Raw genomic sequence first — 21484 nt, 5'->3', positions numbered from 1 at the left:
GGGGCGGGCAGGGGCGGTCGCGGGCGTCGCCTGGGCGAGCGCCTCGACGGGCGGCCAGGCCGCCGCGAGTGTGAGCGCGAGGGCCGAAACGGCCGCACGACGCGCCCACGATCCGGCGGGGCCGGACATGGGATGTCTCAAGGATAGTCTCCAGAACAGGGGCGCGCGCGGCCGAGCGGCCGCGCAGGATCAGGCGATCAGGCGCGCGTGTCTTGGAGGGCGTGAAGGGCCGTCGCCGGTGAGGCCGGGCGGCAGGGCGTGACGCGAAGGCCCCAGGTCGACGGCGGCCATGAGGCCGGATCCGGCGGGATGCGCCGGGCTGGTCAAGGCGAGGTGGATATCGCCGCCGCCGTTGTGGTGATGATTATAGGGGGCGTCCTGGCCATTATCGGCGGCGTCGAGAGACGCGTCGCTTCCCGGCGTTTCACCGGCCTGGACCTGATCGGGGTGATGATCGTGGTCGTGGGCCACGTCCGCCATGGCCTCATAGGACACGCCGGGGAACTGTGTGCCGTGTTGGACGCGGTGCTGGTTGTTGAGCACCCCATGCATCTGCACCGCGACCATGATGGTCACGCCGAGATAGATGCAAAGGAGGCGGATCAGTCGCGGCAAGTTGAAAATTCCCAGATCAAATTCCGTTAGGGGAAAATCGTATCCCGCGCAACGGACTGATGGTCGCTGGGGCGGAGGGCGGCGCGGCCATCGTCACGCTTCGGCCCGTCGGCGGGCCATGGCCCGCCGACGAAGCCACATGATCAGGCCCGTGATCGACAGGATCACCGGGGAGACGCCGCCCAGGACGATGATGGTCTGCCAGATCAGGCCGGTGTCGCCGCCGTCGTGGATGTTGCGCATCCAGCGGGAGAGGGGATCACCACCGCCCGTCGGACCTTGGCCAGGCTTGATCTGGCCGGAGGCGTCGACGATCTGCAGGCTTGTGGGAGCTGGTTGTCCCGGCGGGGCGATCTGAATGCGCCAGGAGGGCTCATTTCCTATGATCGGCGCGCTGATGCTGATGATCCGGGCCCCCGCCGTCGAGGCTTGGGCGCTTCGGAGCACGGCGTCGATCTCAAGACTGGGATGGGGGATCGGCGGGGCGAAGCGGTCGCCCTGCGGCGCGGAGGATCCGGCTTCGGCTTGGTGGACCCCGAACAGGGCGCGGCTGGTCTGGGGGAAGGAGATGTAGACACGGGTCAGGGACAGGACGGCCAGCGGCAGGCAGATCCAGAAACCGATCATGTGGTGCAGGTTGAACAGCATGGACGGACCGCGGCGCCAGCGCAGGGCCTTCAGCACGGCGCCGTTTCGCGGCCACCATAACCACAGGCCGGTGGCGCAACTGACGAACATGGCCCAGCCCAGCCCGCCGACGAACTTGGGGCCGACTTTCGGAATGAAGAGAGACCCGTGCAGTCGGTGCAGCCATTGGGGTAAGGCGCGAGAGACGTCGGCCAGACCGAGAACCTTGCCGGTTGGGGGATCAATCCAGACGTTGAGATTGCGCAGTCGGCCGCCGGATGCGTCTTCTTCCTTCAGCCGAGCCACCACCACGACCGGGTCTCCCGCCTTCTCCGGCAGGCGAAGCTGGGTGAAGTCGGCCTGGCCCTTGAAGGCGGTCTCGGCGGCCTGGACATAGATCGACGGCGCCTGCCTGACGTCCGGACCGCTGACCGCATAGCGTTCGGGGTGAGTGAGGCGCTCCAGCCCGTCTTTCCAGACCAGGATGGCGCCGGAGGTCGAGAGCGGAATGATGGCGATCAACAGCCCCACGCCGATCCAGAGATGGACGTCCAGCCAGAGGCGACGCAGTCGGCTGGAAAGGGATGCGGTCATGATGGGCTCACGATGGGGCGCTTTCGTCCTTAGCAGGCTGATTTTCAGTCGCAAGTCCGTCGCAACGGAATGGTCGACGGGCGGCCCGGAAGGAGGGCGAAGGTCGAGGCGTCTTGACGGGTCGTGATGTTATCTCATAACAGGTTGCGGCGCGGTCTTCGCCGTCCGAGGTTCCCCATGTCTGTATCGCTTTCCCCCGTCCGGTCGCCGCGTCTTCTCCTCCTGACGGCCGCCGCCTGGAGCGGCCTGGCCGGGGCCGCCGCCGCCCAGAGCCAGGCCCAGGCCCAGAAGGCGCCGGAGGAGGTCGTCGAGGTGGCGGACGTGATCGTCACGGCGGCGCCCTATGGCGTCAGCCACCGCGCCACCGTGATCGCCACCGACGTGCTGGACGAAGAGGCCCTGGCCGTTGCGCCGGCCTCGTCCCTGGGAGATCTTCTGGCCGGGCGGCCCGGCCTGCGGTCGACCAGCTTCGCGCCCGGCGCCAGTCGCCCGGTCATTCGCGGCCTGTCCGGTCCGCGGGTCCAGGTTCTGAGCAATGGCATCGGCCTGATCGACGCCAGTTCCATCTCGCCCGACCACGCCGTGGCGACGGATCCGGCCGAGGCCAGCCGGGTCGAGATCATCCGCGGGCCGGCGACCCTGGTCTATGGCGGCTCCGCCATCGGCGGGGTGGTCAACATCATCGACGACCGGGTTCCGACGGAACTGCCGGAAGGCGGCCTTTCGGGCGTGGTCTCCACCCAGGCCTCCAGCGTCGACGACGGACGCAGCCTCTTCGGCCGCGTCACCATCGGCGCGGGCCCCTTCGCCTTCAACATCGACGGCGTGCGGCGCAAGACCGACGACTATGACATCCCGTCGCCTGCGATCTCTCGCCGCCTGGCCGAAGCCGAAGGCGTCGAGCGCGGACCGGGCGGGACCCAGGCCAACAGCTATACCGATCTGACGACCTGGGGCGTCGGCGGCTCCTACATCGGCTCCAAGGGCTTCATCGGCGTCTCCTACAAGGACACGCAGAGCGAATACGGCACCGTCGCCGAACCCGATGTCTTCATAGACCTCGACCAGACGCGCGAGGACGTGCGCGGCGAATACCGGTTCGACGCGGGGCCTTTCAAGGCGATCCGCGGCGCCTACGGCCATGCCGAATACACCCATACCGAGTTCGAAGGACCGGGCGAGCCGGGCACGGTGTTCAACTCGGACGGCCAGGAAGTGCGGATTGACCTGGTCCAGCGCGAACGGAACGGCTGGAACGGTGCGGTCGGCGTCCAGGGCCTGTCACGCACCTTCGAAGCGGTCGGCGCCGAGGCCTATATCCCCTCGGTCGATATCGAGGAGACGGGCGTCTACACCGTCCAGCGCCTTGACCGCGGCGGCCTCGGCTTCGAAGGCGGTCTGCGGTTCGATCGACGCACCCTGGCGGCCACGCCGCTGGGAACCGCGGATCAGGTGGAGCGCCGGTTTGACAACTGGTCGGCGTCCGGCGCGGTCTTCCTGCGCCCGGCTCCGGGCCTCTTCCTCGGCCTGAGCCTGGCGCGTAACGAGCGGGCGCCCAGCGAGGTCGAGCTGTTCGCGAACGGCCTGCACGTCGCCACGGCCGCCTATGAGGCCGGGGATGTCGACCTGGACTCCGAGAAGGTGACGACCCTGGAGGCCACGGCCCACTACGACAAGGGCCGCTTCAGCGGGGACCTCCACCTGTACGGATCCAAATACGACGGCTTCATCGACGAGCGGCCCACGGGCGAGAGTTTCGACGCCGAGGGCGAGCTCTTCCCGATCTATCAGTTCGTCCAGACCGGGGCGGACTTCTATGGTTTCGAGGCCGAAGGCGCCTACGCCCTGTGGGAGAGCGGCGCGCGCAAGCTGTCGCTGGAAGGCGCCGCCGACTACGTCAAGGCCGACACCGACCTGGGACCGGCGGCGCGGATCCCGCCCTATTCGGCGACCGCCCGCCTGGCGTGGACGTCAAAGCCGTTCGACGCCGCCGTCGAGGTGCGCCGGGTCGGCCTGCAGGACGAGGTGGCCGAGGGGGAAATGCCGACGGACGGCTATACCCTGCTGAATCTCTCGGGGGCCTGGAGGCCGTTGGCGGACCGCAATGTGACGGTCTTCGCCGAGGCCCGGAACCTGACCAACGAGGAGGCGCGCGAGCACGTCTCCTTCCTCAAGGACATCGCGCCCCTGCCGGGCCGTAATCTGCGCCTCGGCGTGGCCTACCGGTTCTAGGCCGAAGATGACGGCGACGGTGGAACAGGGGGCCGCAAGGCCAGGGATCGGCGGGCGCGCCGGAGGACGGACGGGCGACGCCCTGTCCATTCTCCTGTCCAGCCTGTGCCTGGTCCATTGCCTGGTCCTGTCCGTCGCCGCCGGCGCCCTGTCCCTGGCGGGCGCCTGGGTGCAGACGGCATGGGCGCACTGGGCCCTGGCCTTCGCCGCCGCAGCCCTGTCCGGCTGGACCCTGCTCCGGGAGCGGCGCGGCCTTTCCAGGATCGTGATCGGGCTGGCGACGCTCGGCGTGGTCCTGCTTTTTGCGGGCGCAACGGAAACGCCCTCGGCCGCCTGGGGGACGCGCGTCACCGTCTTCGGGGGACTGATCCTGATCGCCGCTCACGGACTCAACTGGCGACGTCGTTTCGCCTCGCCTTGCGGCGCCTGCTGAACGCCTCGACCCCTTCTGTCGATCCGGCTGATCCGGCGGCCTCAGGCGGGCGGGCTTGACGCCTTGACGCCGGTGATCCTGAAGAAGGGGCCGATCAGCAAGAAGACCGCGCGCAACGCCACTTCGCCCGAAAGGCTGTTGTAGAGGCGGGCGAGTCTGGCCTTGGTGGGGGAAAAGCGTCTGATCTCATCTTCCGGGACGGGCGGGATGATGATCCTGGCTGCGAAGTTCGTGCAGCGTTTCAATATCCGGCGAGGCCCGATGCTGCTCATGAGACAGGTGGAGACATAGGATTTGCCGCTCCGCCAGGCGACATAGCGAGCCTGGTAGCGATGCGGCAGAAGGCCGACGCCCCACACCATCACATGGGGTTCCGGCGCCAGGCTGAAGCGGTTGGGCGTGCTCAGCGCCAGGCGTCCGCCCGGCCGGGTCACGCGGTCGATCTCGCGAAGATAGGCGTCGGGGCGATCGACATGCTCGATCACGTCGAGCGAGACGACGCCCGATAGGGCTCCGTCGGCCAGGGGCAGGGCCTCTCCAAGGCCGGCGGCCAGGATCGGCCTCCCTCCGTGCGCCAGAATCAGGCGCCTGGCCACAACCAGCCAGGTCATCGAGACGTCGACGCCAATGCCGGAGCCGGGCCGCTTCATGTCCGCAGCGGCCGCCAGGAGCATCCCCGGGCCGCAGCCCAGATCGAGCCAGACATCCTGGGAGGTGGCCTCGGCCAGCCAGCCCGAGATATCCCCATGGAGGCGTTCGGGCGCCGCCAGGACCTGACGCGTTCTCATCCCGATCAGGTCTTCATCCCACCCGGAACGGCGAGCGTAGACCGCGCGAACCAGATCCTCCAGCGGAAGGTCCAGGGCCGCGACCTCGCGAGCGGTCGCCAGGTCCTCTTCGAAATCGATCCAGCTTTCCCCCGGTACGCGCAGGTCGGGGATGCCGTCGACCTGGCCATAGGCATGGCCGCACCTCCTGCAATCGAGGGTCGCCTTGCTGCAGGCGAGCGCTCCATGGCAACGCGGGCATCGCCAGATGGACGTCTGGCCGGCCGGGACGCGCGAGAGGATAGGGCTCAGAGCCTCTGCGGAGGTCGCAGATGACCGCACGTCGTTCCTGGAATTCGGGGGCGAATGCATGGCCCGGCTCCTTTGCCGGTCGCCTTTCCGGCAGCGCGCGGCCACTGAGGACTTGCGGCGACCTCCCTGGAAGTCGCCGCATCCTCCACATAAGCGCGGTGAACGCCGATTTGTTGCCGGTCAGCCGATGACGATAGGCATGCGCTTCGTTTGGCTCGGCGGGGATGGCTTCGGCCGTAGGCTGCGGTGACGCCTCAGCGGCATTCCACGGTCAGATGCCCGAGTTCATGAACCGGCCTGAGCCGGGCGCGAACCGTGTCGCCGTCGACGCCGCCGGTCACGCTGACGATGGCGGCATGGGCCTCTGGACCGATGCGCCAGACGTGCAGATCGGTGATGCGGACGTCGCCCGGTCCCTCGACGCATTCGCGCACTTCGGCCTCGATGTGGCGGTCGGTCGTATCGAGCAGAACGGCCGCCGTGTCGCGCATCAGGCTCCATGACCAGCGGGCGATGACAATGGCGCCGACGATCCCCATCACGGGGTCGAGCCAGACCCAGCCCAGGTAGCGCCCGGCGACCAGGGCGATGATCGCCAGAACCGACGTCAGGGCGTCAGCCAGGACATGGAAATAGGCTGAGCGCAGATTGTTGTCGCGATGTCCGCCTTCATGAGGCTGACCCTCATGGGCGCCATGATGGTCGTGATCCTCATGGTGATGGTGGCCATGACCATGACCATGATGGCCATGGTGATGACCGCCGCCCGCCAGCAGCAGGGCGCTCGCCAGATTGACCCCCAGGCCGAGGATGGCGACCAGGGCGGCCTGTCCGAAGGCGACGGAGCGGGGGTCGAGCAGCCGGGCGACGGACTCGCCGGCGATGCCCAGCGCCACGATGCCGAGGACCAGCGCCGAGGCGAAACCGGCCAGATCGCCGACCTTGCCGGTCCCGAAACTGAACCGCCGGTTGGCGGAATGACGTTTGGCGTAGGCGTAGGCGGCCGCCGCCACGGCCAGGGCGCCCGCATGGGTGGCCATATGGAAGCCGTCGGCCAGCAGGGCCATCGAGCCGTAGATCACGCCGGCGATGATTTCGCCGACCATCATCACTGCGGTCAGGCCGACGACCCACAGGGTTCGACGCGCGTTCTCGTCATGGGCGCGGCTCAGGAAGTGGTGGTCGTGGGTCAGGTGTTCGGTATCGAACAGGGTCATGGGCGTGGACTACCTGGAATAGCGGCGGATGATGGCGATCAGTTCTTCAGCGCCGTTCTGACGTTCGGCGTCGCTCAGTTCGGGGTGGGCGACGTGATGGCGCAGGTGGTCCTCGATCAGCTCTTCCAGCAGCCCGCCCATGGCGCCGCGTGCCGCGGCGACCTGTTGAAGGACTTGCGAACAGTCGGTGTCGCTTTCGATGGCCCGTTCGATCGCGCCCAGTTGACCGGCGATCCGCCGCACGCGGGCGACGAGCTTCTTCTTGTTGGTTGATGTGTGCGCCATAGAATACCCCTGTATAGTATCTTGAGGGGCCGTGCCTAGCGCTGGAGTGCGCGTCCGAAAGAATGTCGGCGGGCCTCCTGGCTCCCATCGAGGGGGAGGTGCGGTCGCGCTGCGGTCTTCTCAAAATGGGCGAATATCGGCGCATTCTGAAGGGCGGAGCACCGGACACGGGACTGTTCTAGTGCGACAGCAGCCAGGACAGGTGGGCGTCGTCCTGAAGGCCGCTGGTCATTCCGCCCCATAGGCGTTGCGCCAAGGGCCCGCGGCCAAAGGCCCCCGTGACGATCAGGTCGGCGCCAAAGGCGGCGGGCTTCGGCGAGAAGGTCTGCGGCGACCGCTGTTCCTGCTGTCGCCGGGACGTGGCTGACTGCGGCCGCCACAGCATGCCGCTCGAGATGCCGGGCGACGTCTGCAAGTCGATCCTGTTCGACCTCGTCGCCGACGCCGACCACGGTCACGGCCCGGGCGCGCCGGAGCAAGGGCAGGGCGTCATGAAGGGCGCGTCTGGCCTGGGGGGCGTCTTTCCAGCCGATGACCGCATTGGCGAGACTGAGGTCCGCGTCCTTGCGTCCAAGACGCAGGACGGGGCCGCCGCCGTGGATGGCGAGTTCGCCGGCGTGAGGAAGCGCACAGTCGATCGGCGGGGGCGACGAGGTGACGAGCAGGTCTGCGGCGAGCAGGTGATGGCGCAGCAGGGGGGCCGGCTCCGCCATGCCGGAAAGCCATGCGGGGGCGTTCGAGCCGGAGCCAAACACCTGTAGAAAGGCCTCGTGGGCGCCCGCGAGGGCGGCGTCCATTCTTCGCGTGTCTTCTAGGACTGACAGGGGCGAACTCGCCACGGCCGTCCTCAGTGCTGACCTCCGGGGCCAGGCGAAACACAGGGCCGTCAGCCGAGCGTCGAACTTCGCGGCCAGATCGCGCGCCTGTTCCAGGGTCTGGACGAGATCGTCCCTCGGCGTCGCATCGACGATGATGTCACGGTAGGTCATGGCCGTTCTCCGTGCTGCGCCCCTATGTCAGGCGTCTCGGGTCGTCAGTTTTCACGCGCCGCAGCTAGGTCGGCGAGGATGGGGCAATCCGGCCGCTCATCGCCTGCGCAACAACGCGCCAGGGTCTCCAGGGTGTCAGCCATGGCCTGCATTTCGGCGATGCGGGCATGAAGGCCGGCGAGGCGCTGCTCGGCGACGGCCCTGACCTCCCGGCTGGGCCGCGTCCGGTCGCGCCACAGGGAGAGCAGGATGACGATGTCTTCGATTGAAAAACCGAGCGTGCGGGCGCGGCGGATGAACCGGAGCTCGTTGATGTCGCGATCGCCGAAGGCGCGATAGTTGCTCCGGTGCGCTCCGCCGGCCGGATCAGTCCTGTGGATTCGTAGTAGCGGATCATCTTGGCGGACACGCCCGTGGCGCGAGAGGCTTGGCCGATATTCACGCTGAAACTCCTGTGGCGCGGGACTTCATGGTCGGAAGACCCGTTCTGGCTTCGGGTTGGGAAGGTCTCCGGTCATCGCAGTCATGACCCGGGCGCCCATGACCTGGTGGTCGCGGCGATCGCCCGGGACTTCATTTTCCAGCCTGCTGCACGGCGGCGCACGCCGCCTGAATCCTGGCCGGACTGTCGATGCAGCAGCGATCATCCGCCACCATCCATGTTGCGCCGCTCATCTGGTCTTCGGCGGCGTTCCGATTGGTTCAGAAGCAAGGCTTGTTTCCGACTGCATCATCGGTCTTGATAGACCATCCAGCATACGCTTCCGGCGCGTCTTGAACCATTCAGGACTCTCGGCCGGTCGGGCGCTGACAGGAGTGACGCCATGCCGACGGCCCACGACCCTCACCAGAGCCATGCCCACCAAGGCTCTCCGCATGAAGGCGAAAAGGCGATTGATCCGGTCTGCGGCATGGCCGTGGATCGAGCTTCCGCTCAGCATCGCGCAGAACACGAAGGCCACGACTACGTCTTCTGTTCAGCGGGTTGTCGGACGAAATTCGTCGCGAACCCGGGGCAATACCTCGGCGAAAAGCCCGAGGCGAAGCCCGCGCCGCCCGGGACGATCTACACCTGCCCCATGCATCCCGAGGTGCGTCAGGTGGGACCAGGCGCCTGTCCGATCTGCGGCATGGCGCTGGAGCCCGAGACGGTCACCGCCGAGGCTACGCCCAATCAAGAACTGAAGGACTTCACGCGCAGGCTCTGGGTCGGCGCCGTCCTGACCCTGCCGGTCGTCGCGCTGGAGATGGGCGGTCACCTGACCGGGCTCGCGGACCGGGTTTCGGGCCAGACATCGAACTGGATCCAGTTCGTGCTGGCGACGCCTGTGGTCCTGTGGGCCGGCTGGCCATTCTTCGAGCGGGGATGGAAGTCTATCCTGAACCGGCGTCTCAACATGTTCACCCTGATCGCCATCGGCGTCGGCGCAGCCTGGATCTACAGCGTCGCCGCCGTGCTGGCGCCGGGGCTGTTTCCCTCGGCCATGCTGCGCATGGACGGCAGCGCGCCCGTCTATTTCGAAGCGGCGGCGGTGATCACCGTGCTCGTCCTGGTCGGCCAGGTCCTGGAGTTGCGCGCGCGAGAACAGACCTCCGGCGCGATCCGGGCCTTGCTCGACCTGACGCCGAAGACGGCCCGTCGTGTTCGCGACGACGGCGCCGACGAGGATGTGACGCTTGACCTCGTGGCGGTCGGGGATCGGCTGCGCGTTCGACCGGGCGAAAAAATCCCGGTCGACGGCGAGATCCTCGAAGGGCGCGTGGCCATCGACGAATCCCTCGTGACCGGGGAATCCATGCCGGTGACCAAGGAGGCCGGGGCCAGGGTCATCGCCGGTTCGTTGAACAAGACGGGCTCCTTCCTCATGCGCGCGGACAAGGTCGGCGCCGACACCCTTCTGGCCCAGATCGTCCAGATGGTGGCCCAGGCCCAGCGCAGCCGCGCGCCCATCCAGCGCCTGGCCGACCTGGTGTCCAGCTGGTTCGTGCCGGCCGTCATCGGCATCGCCGTGGTCGCCGCCGCGGTCTGGGGCGTGATCGGACCCGACCCGCGCCTGTCCTACGCCCTGGTCGCATCGGTGACGGTTCTCATCATCGCCTGTCCCTGTGCGCTGGGCCTCGCCACGCCGATCTCGATCATGGTGGGGGTGGGGCGTGGCGCGCGCGCCGGCGTCCTCATCAAGAACGCCGAGGCGCTGGAGCGGTTCGAGAAGGTGGACACCCTGGTGCTCGACAAGACCGGCACCCTGACCGAGGGACGACCGTCGGTCACGGCGATCCGACCGGCCGAGGGCTTTGACGAAGTCGAGCTTCTTCGCCTGTCCGCCAGCCTGGAGCGGGGCAGCGAACACCCCCTGGCCGACGCCGTCGTGCGCGCCGCCGCCGATCGCGGCCTGACGCTTTCCGAGGCTGCGGAGTTCGACAGCCCGGTCGGGCGCGGTGTCACCGGCCTGGTCGACCGCCGTCGTCTGTTCCTGGGCAATGCCCGCTTCCTGAGGGAGGCCGGGATCGATGTCGCCCCCCTCGAGGCGGCGGCAGAGGTTTTGCGGGAGGAGGGCGCTACGGCCATCTTCGTGGCCATTGACGGCGCTGTGGCCGGCGTTCTCGGCATCGCCGATCCGGTGAAGGCCACGACCGCCGACGCCATCCGCGACCTGAAGGCCGCTGGCCTTAGGCTGGTGATGATGACAGGCGACAATCGCACGACGGCTGAAGCCGTGGCGCGGAGGTTGGGCATCGACGATGTCCGGGCCGAGGTGCTGCCGCAGGACAAGGCTTCCGTCGTCCAGCAGCTCAGGGCCGAGGGGCGCGTCGTCGCCATGGCCGGAGACGGCGTCAATGATGCGCCGGCCCTGGCCGCCGCCGACGTCGGCGTCGCCATGGGCGCCGGTTCAGACGTGGCCATCGAGAGCGCGGGCGTCACCCTGCTGGGCGGCGATCTCCAGGGCATCGTCCGGGCGCGGCATCTGTCCCGGGCCGTCATGGGCAACATCCGTCAGAATCTGGTGTTCGCCTTCGGCTACAACACCCTGGGGATCCCTGTGGCGGCCGGCGTCCTCTATCCGGTTTTCGGCCTGATGCTGTCGCCGGCGCTGGCGGCCCTCGCCATGGCGCTGTCCTCGGTCAGCGTCATCGCCAATGCGCTGCGTCTGCGGGCGGTCAGGCTTTAGGGGGCAGCCGGCGAAAGCGCCGGGCGCCGCCGGTCTTGAGGGGAAGACCGCAGGCTTGCGTATCTATGAGAGAGGGGCGTTTCCTCAAGGAGAAACACGTGAACCGTTTCAAGATCGCAACCCTGGCCGGCGCGGCCGCCGCGCTGTCCCTGTTCGCGGGCCAGGCCGACGCCCACGCCCGCCTTGTCAGCGCCACGCCGGCGACCGGCGCCACGGTGTCGGCGCCGCGCACCATCAGCCTCACCTTCAGCGAGCGCATGGCTCCGGCCTTCTCGGGATTTGACCTCGCCAACGCCCAGGGAACCGTCATTCCGGTTCAGGCCCGGGTCTCCAAGGACGGCAAGACCCTCAGCGGGGCGCCTCGAACCGCTCTGGCGGCCGGCGCCTATACGGTCAACTGGCGCGTGGCCTCGCCCGACGGTCACCGCATGACGGGCTCCACGACCTTTATCGTGCGCTGAGCCATGCTGGAGTTCGCGGTCGTCCTTCTGAGGCTGGCCCAGTATGTGGGCGCCATGCTCCTGCTGGGCGTGCCCCTGTTCTTCGCCTTCAGGATGCCCACGTCGGACGCGGCCGTCGAAAGATGGCCGCGAAAGACGCTGCTGATTGCAGCGGCGGTGACCGCGGCGGCCTCGCTTGCGGCTCTGGTCCTGCAGACGGCCGTCATGGCGGGGTCGATGGCGGAGGCGCTGAAACCGGCGTCTCTGGCCTATATGGCGTTCGACATGGAGATCGGTCGCGCCTTTGTGGCGAGAGCGCTGGTCGCAGCCCTGGCCGGCGTGCTGCTTCTAGTTCTCCGACCTGGCCGGGCGACCTGGATCGACCTCACGGTTCTGGGTCTGATGGTTTGCGCCAGTCTGGCCTGGACCGGCCACGGCGCCGCAACCGAGGGCGTCCCGGGCTTCGTTCATCTCGGGGCGGACATCATTCACGCGGCTGCTGCAGCCATGTGGCTGGGCGCGCTCGCCGCCTTGGGCCTGTTCCTGGCCATTCCTCATGGAGATCCGGAGCGGGATCGACTGACCCACGACGCTCTGCACGGCTTCGCCGGCATGGGCACGCTAGCGGTCGGCCTCCTGGTCGCGACGGGTCTGGTGAACACCTGGTTCCTGGTCGGTCCCGATCGGCTGGGCGCCTTGCTGACGACGCCCTATGGCCTTCTGCTGAGCGCGAAACTGACGGTCTTCGTGGGCATGCTGGCCCTGGCCGCGTCAAATCGCTTTGTCCTGACGCCCTGTCTTCATCGTTCTCTGGAGGATGAGAGCCAGAAGCCGTCGGCGATCAGGGCCCTGCGACGCAGTCTCTTGCTGGAGACGGCCCTGGCGGTTCTCCTTCTGGGGCTGGTGGCGGTGATGGGGACGCTCGCGCCGCCCGCCGCCATGATGATGATGTGAGGCCATGGCGTTCGACGCGGCCAGCGTCGCTTCGGACGCCCCGGTGCGATGAAGCCCTCCCTTGCGTCGTCAGCGCGGGGGAGGGTCTTTCCTAGCCGAGCCTGACCCGGGTCTCGTTCAGGAAGGCGTAGTCCAGCAGGTAGAGGTTCTTGGGCGCCGGGCCCTTCCGGATGCGGCCGGCTGTGTCGTAGTGGGAGCCGTGGCACGGGCAGAACCAGCCGCCGTAGTCGCCCGTTCCGAAGGTCGGAATACACCCCAGATGGGTGCAGACGCCGATCAGGATCAGCCATTCGGCCTTTCCCGGTTTGTGGCGGCTGGCGTCCGTGGCCGGGTCGCGCAGGGGCGCGTCGTCGTCGGCGACCGCCTCGGCGATTTCCTTGGGGGTGCGGTGGCGGATGAAGACCGGCTTTCCGCGCCATTTGACCACGATCTGCTGGCCGAGCTGGACCTTGCCGTAGTCGACCTCGACCGACGAGAGGGCCAGGGTGTCGGCCGCCGGGTTCATGGAGTTGATCAGGGGCCAGAGGGCCATGCCCACGGGTCCGACGGCCATGGCGCCTGCGGCGACGTGGATGAAGTCCCGACGGTCGGGATCGGCGATGGAGGTCGGGATTCCGTCTTGTCTGGCGAGGGCATTCGAGTTCCTCTCGAAATGGATCCTTCGCAGGCCCCTGACGGGCGTCTCGACCAGCGGCCGAACCCATCCTTCAAGAGCGCGACGGATCTGATCCTTCGGGGTCAACGTCGGGCTGGCCGAGGCTGTTCCCAGCCCCGCTCTGAAGGCGAGGCTGGGAACAGGGATGCGCCAGTCTGGGGCGCGGTTTGGACGTCGTCAGGACGCCGGTCGCGGGGCCCGGGTCGAGGAGTGATAGCTGACGATGCGCCATTCGCCGTCACGCAGTCTCAGGACGCTCGTGGCGACGCCGCGACGTTCAACCGGAGCCCGGCCGGCCGTCTTGAACGCGATCCGGAAACGATAGGTCTCGGTCGCATAGGCGATGTCGCCGACGACCGTCGCCTTCGTCACGTGATCCTGAAAGGTGAAGCTGGAGAATTCCTCGAGTTCCGGAGCGAGGTGGTGGGACAGGTACTGGGAGATGGATCCCTCGACCCCGCCCTGCTCGAAGACCTGGGCGTCCGGCCAGAAGAAGGTTTCTGCACGCGAAGCGCTGAGCGCCTCGAGCGCGCCGCGGTATCCGTCCAGCACGGCGACGGCCTTGGCCTCAGCCGTTGACTGCGCCAGCGCGGGCGTCGATTGCGCCAGCGCGGGCGCCGCGATCATCGCCGGAGCGGCGAGGGCGGCGACGGCGATGATCATGGATCTATAGGTCAAAGGGATTCTCCTTGGTCGCTTTGAACGAAACGTCCCGGCTCGGGCCGGGGCGTGGGGTGACGTCGGGCGAGAAGCCGACGAAGGATGCGCCGACCGGGCCGCTCCACGGCCACATGGACGAAGGCCGCGACGGCGAGCGATAGGGCCAGGAGCAGGGCGAGCTCCCAGAGGCCCATCCGGTAGTCGGAGGGCAGGCCGAGGAGCTTCTCAGCCAGGTTTCGCCAGACCATCAGAACCGGGATGTGGACCATGTAGAGGGCGAAGGAGGCTTCGCCCGCGAACAGCCAGGCCGGGGCGGACAGGAAGGTCCGGGCGCCGGACTTGGCGAGCAGGGCGAGCGCCAGGAGAAAGGGACCCGCAAGCAGGACGATGAGGCGATCGTCGAGCGGATATTGCATGGCGAACAGGAGCAGGCCTGTGGAGCCCGCCGCCAGGGCGAGGGAGGCTCTCGGCGAAACCCGAAACCCCTGGCCGAGATAGTAGAGGCCGATCCCGTAGAGGAATTCCGGCAGGATGCGCAGGATGCCCATGCTGCCCTCGGCGCGGGGCAGGACGGGGCCGAAGACGGCCCGGTAGACCGCGTCCAGAACGACAAACAGGAGGACGGCCAGGCCGATGATGAGCCAGGGACGGCGTCTCAGCCTCAGCGCGATCCAGGCGTAGGCTGGAAAGATCAGATAGGCGAACCATTCGGCCGAGAGGGACCAGGAGGGGCCGTTCCACTCAGCGTCCTGATAGGGAAACCAGGCCTGGACAAGAAAGAGCGTCATCAGGAAGTGGGGGAGGTTGAAGCGTCCCGCCTCCAGGGCGACCCCGACGAGGCCCGCTCCCGCCACCAGGATCAGCATCGCCAGAAGGATGAACAGGTGGGCCGGGTAGATGCGCGCGAACCGCGCGACGATGAAACGCCGGAAATCGGGTGCGGCGTCGCCCTGCAGATAGACGTGGGTCAGGATGAAGCCCGAGAGGATGAAGAAGACGTCGACGCCCAGGCGCGCGCGATTCAACAGGCCCGAGGCCTCGGGCGGGAGGGTCCAGGTCAACTGGTAGTGGAACAGGACCACGCCGAGCGCCAGGAAGAACCGGACGCTGGTCAGCGGGGCGATGGCGTCCGGAAACGGATGCTTTCCAGATGAGGGAATGAGCGCCGCCATCGGTCAGAGCGCGCGTGACGAGATGAATAGAGAGGCGGCCATGAACCCGCCGATGACGGCCGTATCCAGTCTTTCAATGACCATGCTTTCGCCCCTCCCGGCGAAGACCCGCTATAATTCTCCTACGCACGGTCTGGCTTGCGCCCCTCAAAATGCGCCACAGTGAGGCAGCGGCTCGATCCCGAGGTGAGGGATGAGCGCAGGGTCATGCGTATCCCCAGTAAGAACGTCGAAAGGCACCGATCATGGATGATCTCGGAATTTGGCTCGCGCGCTCCGCGCCCGGCGACGGCGTGTCGCTCGATCGGCTCGAGGAGGACGTCTGGAGCCGCGTGAAGGCGATCCAGGCCCAGCGGGCGACCGAACGGATTCGCCTGGCCGCAGTGGCCCTGGCTCTGGTGATCGGGGTCGCCAACGGCGGTCTCGGGGCGACATTCGCGCGGCCGAGCGTCTCGGAGATGGCGATCTTCTCGGTGGCGGCGACATCGCCCCTGGTGCGGCTGGAAGCGGGTTGATGGCGATCGCCTGGAAATCCATCGCCGTGACGGTCGCGCTGGCTGCGGCGGCGAGCGGCGTGGGCGCATGGGCCGGCGCCAGCTGGGTGCTCAACAAGCAGGCCCCGCCCTCCCTGCACGCGATCGTCCACGAGGATCTTGATCTGTCGCCGCAGCAGCTGGCCAAGATCGAGGGGATCGAAACCCGGTTCGCCGGGCAGCGCGTGCAGATGGAAGGTCGCGTCCAGGCGGCCAATCGCGAGTTGGCCGAAGCCATCAGGGTCAGCAACGGCGACAGCAGGACGGTCCAGCCGGCCGTGGATCATTTCCACGACGCCATGGGGGCCCTGCAGCAGGCGACCATCGCCCATATCTTCGAGATGCGGACGGTGATGAACGAGGCTCAGGCTCAACGCTTCGACCGGAGCGTTGTCAAGGCGCTCACCGCCGACACGCAATAGCATCCGTGCCGGACCGCCAAGCCCTGCAGACGAAAGCGGCCCACGGCGACGTCGTGGCGTTCGAAACCCTCGTGGGAGAAACCAAGACGGGTCTCTATCGGTTCGTCCGCCGCTACGTCGGCGACGCCGATGAAACCTATGATCTGGTGCAGGAAGCCTATGCCGCGGCCTGGCTGGCCATCCGCCGCTATGATCCGGAACGATCCTTCGAGGCCTGGCTGCGGACCATCGCCATCAACAAATGCCGGGACTGGAGCCGTCGCCGCAACATCCGCCGGTTGTTCATGGGCGGCGCCGATCTCCAGTCCTCGGAGGCCCTGGCCGTGGCGGACGAGGTGGCCGGCACGGAGGACCGCTATGAAGCCGCCGAGCAGGCGCAGCGTCTGCATGCCGCAATCGCCACATTGCCGCCGAAGCTGAAAGAGCCGCTGTTGCTGACGGCCATTGAGGAGCGGTCCCATGGCGAAGCCGCCGAAATCCTCGGGCTGTCGGTCAAGGCGGTCGAGATGCGGGTGGCGCGGGCGCGCCAGAAGCTGTCGCAGCTGCTGCGCCTCGAAACCTGATAGGCCTATCCCTTCGGAACCCAAGAGGCGTCACGGATTTTGCTGCATCAGGCTTCCGAGGGAAGGGAGGTCCCGCGTGCGTATCCCTTTTAGAGAGCCCGGTTCGCTTCCCGAACGGACCGGCCGTGAGGACTATGCCATGACGCTGGATCGTCGAAGCCTGCTGCGCGGCGCTGTTGTCGGCGGCGGCGTATTGAGCTTGCAGGGCCTTTTACCGGCCTGGGCCCAGACGGGCTCTCCCGGCTTGCGCGCGGATTACCCGACGCTCACGGGGGCCAGCATTGATCTTACGGTCGGACAGTCGCCGTTCACCGTGAACGGCCGGACGGCCGCCGCGACAACGATAAACGGTCAGCTCCCGGCGCCGCTGCTTCGCCTGCGCGAGGGACAGAATGTTCGCCTTGCGGTGTCGAACCAGTTGGACGAGGAGACGTCGATACATTGGCACGGCATCCTCTTGCCGTTCCAGATGGATGGCGTGCCGGGCGTCAGCTTCCCCGGCATCAAGCCGCGCGAAACCTTCGTCTATGAGTTTCCGGTCCGTCAGTCAGGGACCTTCTGGTATCACAGCCATTCGGGTTTGCAGGAGGCCTTGGGCCACTACGGTCCCATCGTCATCGATCCGGCGGGCGTCGATCCGGTCGGCTATGACCGTGAACACGTCCTGGTCCTGTCGGACTGGAGCTTCATGCATCCGCATGAAATCCTGGCCAAGCTGAAGAAGAGCCCGGGCTATTTCAATCGCCACCGGACGACCCTGGCGGGTCTGCTGGACGGATCGGACGGCATGAGCCTCTCCGAGCGCCGGATGTGGGGAGCCATGCGGATGGACCCCCGCGACGTCCTCGACGTCAACGGCACGACCTATACCTATCTGATCAACGGCCACGGCCCGCAGGAGAATTGGACCGGCCTGTTCCGGCCCGGCGAGCGGGTGCGCCTGCGCGTCATCAACGCCTCGGCCATGTCGATCTTCAACGTCCGTATCCCGGGTCTGGCCATGACCGTGGTCCAGGCCGACGGCGAGAATGTCCGCCCGGTCGAGACCGACGAGTTCCAGATCTCGGTGGCCGAGACCTATGACGTCATCGTCCGCCCGCTTGAGGACCGCGCCTACACCATCGTCTCCGAGGCCATTGACCGTTCGGGCATGGGGCGCGCGACCCTGGCGCCGCGCCTGGGCATGACGGCCGAGGTTCCGCCGCTGCGCGAGGTGCCGACCCTGACCATGAAGGACATGGGTATGGACATGGGCGGCATGGATATGGGCGGCATGGGCGGAATGGAGGGGATGGGCGCCGCGCCGATGACCGGAATGGATCACGGCGCCATGCCCGGGATGGACCACGGCGCCGCCGCCCCGGCTGGCGAGGCCATGGCCGCGATGGATCACGGATCCATGGGCGCCATGAACATGCGCGATCCCGCCAATGCGCCGCCCAACATGGCGGTGGGCGTGGGAGTCCAGACCATATCGCCGATGCCGGCGAACCGGCTCGGCGAAAGGCCGCAGGGTCTGGAGAAGGTCGACCACCGGGTGCTGGTCTATACCGACCTCGTGTCGCTGACGCCCAACAAGGACCGACGCGCGCCCAGCCGCTCCATGGAGATCCACCTGACCGGCAATATGGAGCGGTTCATGTGGGGCTTCGACGGCCGAAAATTCAGCGAACTCGTCGAACCGATCCGTTTTGAACGGAATGAACGTGTACGGGTGACCCTGGTGAACGACACCATGATGGCCCACCCCATCCATCTGCACGGGCACTTCTTCGAGCTCGTCACGGGCGGGCCGGACGGGCACCAGCCCCTGAAGCACACCGTCAATGTGGCGCCCGGCGGCAAGCTCAGTTTCGACCTCACGGCCGACAACCCGGGAGACTGGGCCTTCCATTGCCATCTGCTGATGCACATGCACGCCGGCATGTTCAACGTCGTCACCATTCGTCCGATGGAAGGAGCGGCGTCATGATCCGGGTCTCCGTTGCTCTGGTTCCTCTGATCCTGGCGGCCACGCCCGCCCTGGCGCAGACCCATGCCGGACACGGCGCAACCTCGCCGACGCGCCAAGCTTCCCCTCCGACGCAGGGATGCGTCGCAACGGGTTCAGCAGCGACGACGACGGGGCGCGCGGGGATGAGCCAGTCTCCTGTCTCGGCCTGCCCTCCGGGAACCGTACCCGCCCGCGCCGCAGGCGCCGGCCACGACATGTCGACCATGCCAATGGCGCCCGCTCCAGCGGGGCAGGCGGATCCTCACGCCGGTCACGACATGTCGACTATGGGGCGGGCCCAGCCCGCGCCGGCGACGGCGGGACATGACATGTCCATGATGCCGATGGCGCCCGCTCCAGCGGGGCAGACGGATCCCCACGCCAGTCACGACATGTCGACCATGGGACAGGCCCAGCCCGCGCCGCCGACGGCGGGACATGACATGTCGACCATGCCCATGGCGCCCGCTCCAGCGGGGCAGGCGGAGCCTCACGCCGGTCATGACATGTCGACCATGGGGCAGGCCCACCCTGCGCCGCCGACGGCGGGACATGACATGTCCATGATGCCGATGGCGCCTGCTCCAGCGGGGCAGACGGACCCTCACGCGGGACATGACATGTCGACCATGCCCATGGCGTCGGCTCCAGCGGGGCAGACGGATCCTCATGCGGGACATGACATGGCCGGCATGGCCGGAATGGCCATGCCGCCGGACGTTCCGACAGGCGCGGACAATCCGGGACGCCCGCCTCAGACGCCGCCTCCAGCCGGCGCGCTGGACGGCCCTCCCCATGTGGCGGACCAGATCTTCAGCGCCGGGGACATGGCGGCGGCGCGCAGGGTGCTGCTGGCTGAAAACGGCGACATTCGCGTGGGCGCGGTGATGATCGACCAGTTGGAGGCGACGTCCGTCGACGGCGAGGAGGGCTATGCCTGGGACGCCCAGGGCTGGTACGGCGGGGACATTCATCGCTTCTGGTGGAAGTCGGAAGGCGAGGGCGAGTTCGGCGGAGAGCTCGAAGAGGCTGAGCTCCAGGCGCTCTACAGCCGCGCCTTCACCCCCTATTTCGACTTCCAGACCGGTCTGCGGCAGACCTATCGGCCCGAGGGCGACCGGACTGACCTTGTCGTCGGGGTCCAGGGCCTGGCGCCCTACTGGTTTGAGGTCGACGCCGCAGCCTTCCTGTCCAACAAGGGCGAACTGACGGCGCGCGCCGAGGCCGAATATGATCAGAGGATCACCCAGAAGCTGATCCTTCAGCCTCGCGCCGAGGTGAGCCTCTCTGCGGAGGACATCCCGGAGCTGGGGATCGGGTCAGGCCTGTCCACCCTGCAGGTCGGCGCCCGTCTGCGATATGAGATCCATCGCGAATTCGCGCCCTATGTCGGGGTCGAATGGACCAGGAGCTTTGGCGACACGCGCGATTTCGCCGAAGCGCGAGGGCGAAGCGCCGAAGACACCCGAGTGGTGGTCGGCATCAGGGCCTGGTTCTAGTTTTTTGGAGAAGATGATGAAGATTCAAATCGCCGCGGCGCTGGCGGCTACAGGCCTATTGGCGGCCTGTCAGCCAGCGGCCGAACAGCCCCAACCCAAGGAAGCGATTTCGGTCGCCGGGCCGGCCGCGACCCCAACGGTCCCGGCCGTCGCCCCCACGGAGGTCGCCTCCGCGACCGCACCGACGGGGCAGGCCACGCCCGCCGTTCAGAAGGCGGCCGAACCCGTCAAGGCTACGCCTGCGCGTGAGCGCGGACGTCCGTCCCAGACCCCGAACGTGAGCCCATCGCAAACCAAGCCCCAATCTGCGCCCATGCCGGGCCATGACATGCCGGGCCACGATATGTCGTCCATGCCGGACATGTCCGGCATGGACCACTCTCCGAATTAAGCCCGAACTAAGGAAGACAACCAAGATGCGTAACTTCATTCCCTTCGCGATCGCCGCCGCCATGCTGGTTTCCGCCGGCGCCGCTTCCGCCCAGGCCGCCGATCCCCACGCGGGTCATGGCGCGATGGTTATGGCTGCGCCTGCTTCAGCCGGCGTGGTGACCTCGCCGGCCGACGGCTCCATGTCCTCGAGCGCGCCCACGGCCTTCAGCATCACCTTTCCCCATGCGATGACCTTGAAGTCCCTGACGCTGGCGACGGACGGCGGTCGTCCGGCGGCCGTTCCGGTCCAGGCCGCGGCAGGCACGAAGGCGACAGTCTCCCTGCCTGCGCTTGGAAAGGGCAATCACGTTCTGGCCTGGTCGGCCGAGGGCGCCGACGGCCACGCTATGAGCGGGGTCGCCCGCTTCATGGTCCACTAGAAACTTCCCTCGCTCCGGTCGGTTCGGGCCCGTCATGGCCCGGCCGACTGGAGCTTCCAGAGCGATCTTGACTTGTTGATGCTCTAAGCGTGTAACCTGACCGTGTGATGTGGAACCTTCTCCGCACAGTTCTGCTCGTCTTTGCCCTGGCCGGATTTTTCGGCCAGTCGACGGCTCATGCCATGCCGATCCAGCTGTTTCACAACGCCGGGGTCGGGGCGGAGGCGATGGACTGCGCCGAGACCATGGACATGGCCGGCGACACGACCGGAAATCCCGGCGACTGCTGCAAGGACATGACGCCGGAGTGCGTCGCCAAGATGGGCTGCGCCGCCGTAGCCGCGCCCTTGCCGCCACTGGTCCTGATCCCGCCCCCCGTCGCGCCGCTATTGATCGCCTTCGTGAATTTGAACATCACGCGGGAAGGGGCCGGGCCGGCGCCGCTATTTTCTCCTCCGCAACAGCAGGGCTGAACCGCCCCTTGGTTTGATCGGCCGCGCCCCACGGCGGGTCCTGTCACGCCCATGGAAAGCCATGCCC

General features: G+C 67.5%; 23 protein-coding genes and 1 pseudogene. 14 read left to right on the top strand and 10 right to left on the bottom strand.

The window, feature by feature from the left end; all coding sequences use genetic code 11:
* Window positions 1-189 precede the first annotated feature (189 nt).
* Both HX774_RS16095 and HX774_RS16090 read right to left on the bottom strand, forming a co-directional pair.
* A complete protein-coding gene (locus HX774_RS16095) occupies window positions 190-615 on the bottom strand; it encodes a hypothetical protein (protein ID WP_178828425.1) in 426 nt (141 codons plus the stop codon).
* A 93-nt stretch (window positions 616-708) separates the two neighbouring features.
* A complete protein-coding gene (locus tag HX774_RS16090; RefSeq protein WP_178828423.1) occupies window positions 709-1836 on the bottom strand; it encodes a PepSY domain-containing protein in 1128 nt (375 codons plus the stop codon).
* 177 nt (window positions 1837-2013) lie between these two features.
* Between HX774_RS16090 and HX774_RS16085 the strand changes: the two genes are divergently transcribed.
* Both HX774_RS16085 and HX774_RS16080 read left to right on the top strand, forming a co-directional pair.
* A complete protein-coding gene (locus HX774_RS16085; protein WP_178828422.1) occupies window positions 2014-4068 on the top strand; it encodes a TonB-dependent receptor in 2055 nt (684 codons plus the stop codon).
* Window positions 4069-4075: 7 nt separating this feature from the next.
* On the top strand, window positions 4076-4501 hold the full coding sequence (locus tag HX774_RS16080) for a MerC family mercury resistance protein (RefSeq protein WP_178828420.1): 426 nt from the start codon (window positions 4076-4078) through the stop codon (window positions 4499-4501).
* A 41-nt stretch (window positions 4502-4542) separates the two neighbouring features.
* On the opposite strand, the gene HX774_RS16075 is transcribed toward HX774_RS16080, so the two are convergent.
* From HX774_RS16075 to HX774_RS19800, 4 genes are all read right to left on the bottom strand, one after another.
* A complete protein-coding gene (locus tag HX774_RS16075; RefSeq protein WP_178828418.1) occupies window positions 4543-5685 on the bottom strand; it encodes a methyltransferase domain-containing protein in 1143 nt (380 codons plus the stop codon).
* Between the two features lie 149 nt (window positions 5686-5834).
* Window positions 5835-6797, bottom strand: coding sequence for a CDF family Co(II)/Ni(II) efflux transporter DmeF (dmeF, locus tag HX774_RS16070; protein WP_178828416.1), 963 nt, complete (start codon window positions 6795-6797; stop codon window positions 5835-5837).
* 9 nt (window positions 6798-6806) lie between these two features.
* Entirely contained in the window at window positions 6807-7082 is a 276-nt protein-coding gene (locus tag HX774_RS16065; protein WP_178828414.1) for a metal/formaldehyde-sensitive transcriptional repressor, read from the bottom strand.
* A 178-nt stretch (window positions 7083-7260) separates the two neighbouring features.
* Window positions 7261-7467 carry a hypothetical protein gene (locus tag HX774_RS19800; RefSeq protein ID WP_207826208.1) on the bottom strand — a complete coding sequence of 69 codons (207 nt, stop codon included), beginning with the start codon at window positions 7465-7467 and terminating at the stop codon, window positions 7261-7263.
* Between HX774_RS19800 and HX774_RS19795 the strand changes: the two genes are divergently transcribed.
* On the top strand, window positions 7466-7843 hold the full coding sequence (locus tag HX774_RS19795; RefSeq protein WP_207826210.1) for a hypothetical protein: 378 nt from the start codon (window positions 7466-7468) through the stop codon (window positions 7841-7843). The two genes, HX774_RS19800 and HX774_RS19795, sit on opposite strands and share 2 nt — an antisense overlap.
* Window positions 7844-8115: 272 nt before the next feature.
* Here HX774_RS19795 and cueR read toward each other — a convergent pair.
* Window positions 8116-8513 (bottom strand): annotated as a pseudogene (gene cueR / locus HX774_RS16055) (Cu(I)-responsive transcriptional regulator).
* Window positions 8514-8895: 382 nt separating this feature from the next.
* Here cueR and HX774_RS16050 point away from each other — a divergent pair.
* The 3 genes from HX774_RS16050 (at window position 8896) to copD (ending at window position 12635) form a co-directional block, all read left to right on the top strand.
* Window positions 8896-11241, top strand: coding sequence for a heavy metal translocating P-type ATPase (locus HX774_RS16050; RefSeq protein WP_178828412.1), 2346 nt, complete (start codon window positions 8896-8898; stop codon window positions 11239-11241).
* A gap of 98 nt (window positions 11242-11339) precedes the next feature.
* On the top strand, window positions 11340-11702 hold the full coding sequence (copC, locus tag HX774_RS16045) for a copper homeostasis periplasmic binding protein CopC (protein WP_370523723.1): 363 nt from the start codon (window positions 11340-11342) through the stop codon (window positions 11700-11702).
* A 3-nt stretch (window positions 11703-11705) separates the two neighbouring features.
* Window positions 11706-12635: a copper homeostasis membrane protein CopD gene (copD, locus tag HX774_RS16040; RefSeq protein WP_178828408.1), complete on the top strand. Its 930-nt coding sequence runs from the start codon at window positions 11706-11708 to the stop codon at window positions 12633-12635.
* Window positions 12636-12726: 91 nt separating this feature from the next.
* Here the strand turns inward: copD and petA are convergent, their stop codons facing one another.
* The 3 genes from petA to HX774_RS16025 all read right to left on the bottom strand — a co-directional run bounded on the left by petA (window position 12727) and on the right by HX774_RS16025 (window position 15122).
* A complete protein-coding gene (gene petA / locus HX774_RS16035) occupies window positions 12727-13188 on the bottom strand; it encodes a ubiquinol-cytochrome c reductase iron-sulfur subunit (RefSeq protein ID WP_255500492.1) in 462 nt (153 codons plus the stop codon).
* Window positions 13189-13467: 279 nt separating this feature from the next.
* Window positions 13468-13968: a nuclear transport factor 2 family protein gene (locus tag HX774_RS16030; protein ID WP_207826215.1), complete on the bottom strand. Its 501-nt coding sequence runs from the start codon at window positions 13966-13968 to the stop codon at window positions 13468-13470.
* Window positions 13965-15122 carry an acyltransferase gene (locus HX774_RS16025; protein WP_178828406.1) on the bottom strand — a complete coding sequence of 386 codons (1158 nt, stop codon included), beginning with the start codon at window positions 15120-15122 and terminating at the stop codon, window positions 13965-13967. The genes HX774_RS16030 and HX774_RS16025 overlap by 4 nt, the downstream gene beginning before the upstream one ends.
* A 245-nt stretch (window positions 15123-15367) precedes the next feature.
* Between HX774_RS16025 and HX774_RS16020 the strand changes: the two genes are divergently transcribed.
* From HX774_RS16020 to HX774_RS15985, 8 genes are all read left to right on the top strand, one after another.
* A complete protein-coding gene (locus HX774_RS16020; protein WP_003169542.1) occupies window positions 15368-15637 on the top strand; it encodes a hypothetical protein in 270 nt (89 codons plus the stop codon).
* Window positions 15637-16077 carry a periplasmic heavy metal sensor gene (locus HX774_RS16015; protein WP_178828404.1) on the top strand — a complete coding sequence of 147 codons (441 nt, stop codon included), beginning with the start codon at window positions 15637-15639 and terminating at the stop codon, window positions 16075-16077. The genes HX774_RS16020 and HX774_RS16015 overlap by 1 nt, the downstream gene beginning before the upstream one ends.
* 5 nt (window positions 16078-16082) lie before the next feature.
* A complete protein-coding gene (locus HX774_RS16010; protein WP_003169544.1) occupies window positions 16083-16640 on the top strand; it encodes an RNA polymerase sigma factor in 558 nt (185 codons plus the stop codon).
* A gap of 139 nt (window positions 16641-16779) precedes the next feature.
* Window positions 16780-18612 (top strand): copper resistance system multicopper oxidase, encoded by a 1833-nt coding sequence (locus tag HX774_RS16005; RefSeq protein WP_178828402.1) that lies wholly within the window; start codon window positions 16780-16782, stop codon window positions 18610-18612.
* Window positions 18613-18911: 299 nt separating this feature from the next.
* On the top strand, window positions 18912-20132 hold the full coding sequence (locus HX774_RS16000) for a copper resistance protein B (protein WP_178828430.1): 1221 nt from the start codon (window positions 18912-18914) through the stop codon (window positions 20130-20132).
* A 13-nt stretch (window positions 20133-20145) separates the two neighbouring features.
* Complete coding sequence (locus tag HX774_RS15995) at window positions 20146-20523, top strand: hypothetical protein (RefSeq protein WP_207826217.1); 378 nt, start codon at window positions 20146-20148, stop codon at window positions 20521-20523.
* Between the two features lie 25 nt (window positions 20524-20548).
* Complete coding sequence (locus tag HX774_RS15990) at window positions 20549-20944, top strand: copper resistance protein CopC (RefSeq protein WP_178828398.1); 396 nt, start codon at window positions 20549-20551, stop codon at window positions 20942-20944.
* 107 nt (window positions 20945-21051) lie between these two features.
* On the top strand, window positions 21052-21417 hold the full coding sequence (locus HX774_RS15985; RefSeq protein ID WP_178828396.1) for a hypothetical protein: 366 nt from the start codon (window positions 21052-21054) through the stop codon (window positions 21415-21417).
* The last annotated feature ends 67 nt before the right edge of the window (window positions 21418-21484 follow it).

Source organism: Brevundimonas sp. P7753 (assembly GCF_013386595.1).
GTDB classification, from domain to species: domain Bacteria; phylum Pseudomonadota; class Alphaproteobacteria; order Caulobacterales; family Caulobacteraceae; genus Brevundimonas; species Brevundimonas bullata.
Note: the sequence above shows the minus strand (reverse complement) of the source record. Positions and strands in the feature narration are given on the sequence as shown.

What these genes read in the sequence shown, in the direction of transcription:
- HX774_RS15985 (WP_178828396.1), top strand. Translation starts at nt 21,052, where the DNA reads ATGTGGAACCTTCTCCGCACAGTTCTGCTCGTCTTTGCCCTGGCCGGA.
- HX774_RS16020 (WP_003169542.1), top strand. Translation starts at nt 15,368, where the DNA reads ATGGATGATCTCGGAATTTGGCTCGCGCGCTCCGCGCCCGGCGACGGC.
- HX774_RS15995 (WP_207826217.1), top strand. Translation starts at nt 20,146, where the DNA reads ATGATGAAGATTCAAATCGCCGCGGCGCTGGCGGCTACAGGCCTATTG.
- dmeF (WP_178828416.1), bottom strand. Translation starts at nt 6,797, where the DNA reads ATGACCCTGTTCGATACCGAACACCTGACCCACGACCACCACTTCCTG.
- HX774_RS19800 (WP_207826208.1), bottom strand. Translation starts at nt 7,467, where the DNA reads ATGCTGTGGCGGCCGCAGTCAGCCACGTCCCGGCGACAGCAGGAACAG.
- HX774_RS16000 (WP_178828430.1), top strand. Translation starts at nt 18,912, where the DNA reads ATGTCGACTATGGGGCGGGCCCAGCCCGCGCCGGCGACGGCGGGACAT.
- HX774_RS16080 (WP_178828420.1), top strand. Translation starts at nt 4,076, where the DNA reads ATGACGGCGACGGTGGAACAGGGGGCCGCAAGGCCAGGGATCGGCGGG.
- HX774_RS16085 (WP_178828422.1), top strand. Translation starts at nt 2,014, where the DNA reads ATGTCTGTATCGCTTTCCCCCGTCCGGTCGCCGCGTCTTCTCCTCCTG.
- HX774_RS16065 (WP_178828414.1), bottom strand. Translation starts at nt 7,082, where the DNA reads ATGGCGCACACATCAACCAACAAGAAGAAGCTCGTCGCCCGCGTGCGG.
- copD (WP_178828408.1), top strand. Translation starts at nt 11,706, where the DNA reads ATGCTGGAGTTCGCGGTCGTCCTTCTGAGGCTGGCCCAGTATGTGGGC.
- HX774_RS16005 (WP_178828402.1), top strand. Translation starts at nt 16,780, where the DNA reads ATGACGCTGGATCGTCGAAGCCTGCTGCGCGGCGCTGTTGTCGGCGGC.
- HX774_RS16025 (WP_178828406.1), bottom strand. Translation starts at nt 15,122, where the DNA reads ATGGCGGCGCTCATTCCCTCATCTGGAAAGCATCCGTTTCCGGACGCC.
- HX774_RS16090 (WP_178828423.1), bottom strand. Translation starts at nt 1,836, where the DNA reads ATGACCGCATCCCTTTCCAGCCGACTGCGTCGCCTCTGGCTGGACGTC.
- HX774_RS19795 (WP_207826210.1), top strand. Translation starts at nt 7,466, where the DNA reads ATGCCGCTCGAGATGCCGGGCGACGTCTGCAAGTCGATCCTGTTCGAC.
- petA (WP_255500492.1), bottom strand. Translation starts at nt 13,188, where the DNA reads ATGGCCGTCGGACCCGTGGGCATGGCCCTCTGGCCCCTGATCAACTCC.
- HX774_RS16050 (WP_178828412.1), top strand. Translation starts at nt 8,896, where the DNA reads ATGCCGACGGCCCACGACCCTCACCAGAGCCATGCCCACCAAGGCTCT.
- HX774_RS16015 (WP_178828404.1), top strand. Translation starts at nt 15,637, where the DNA reads ATGGCGATCGCCTGGAAATCCATCGCCGTGACGGTCGCGCTGGCTGCG.
- HX774_RS15990 (WP_178828398.1), top strand. Translation starts at nt 20,549, where the DNA reads ATGCGTAACTTCATTCCCTTCGCGATCGCCGCCGCCATGCTGGTTTCC.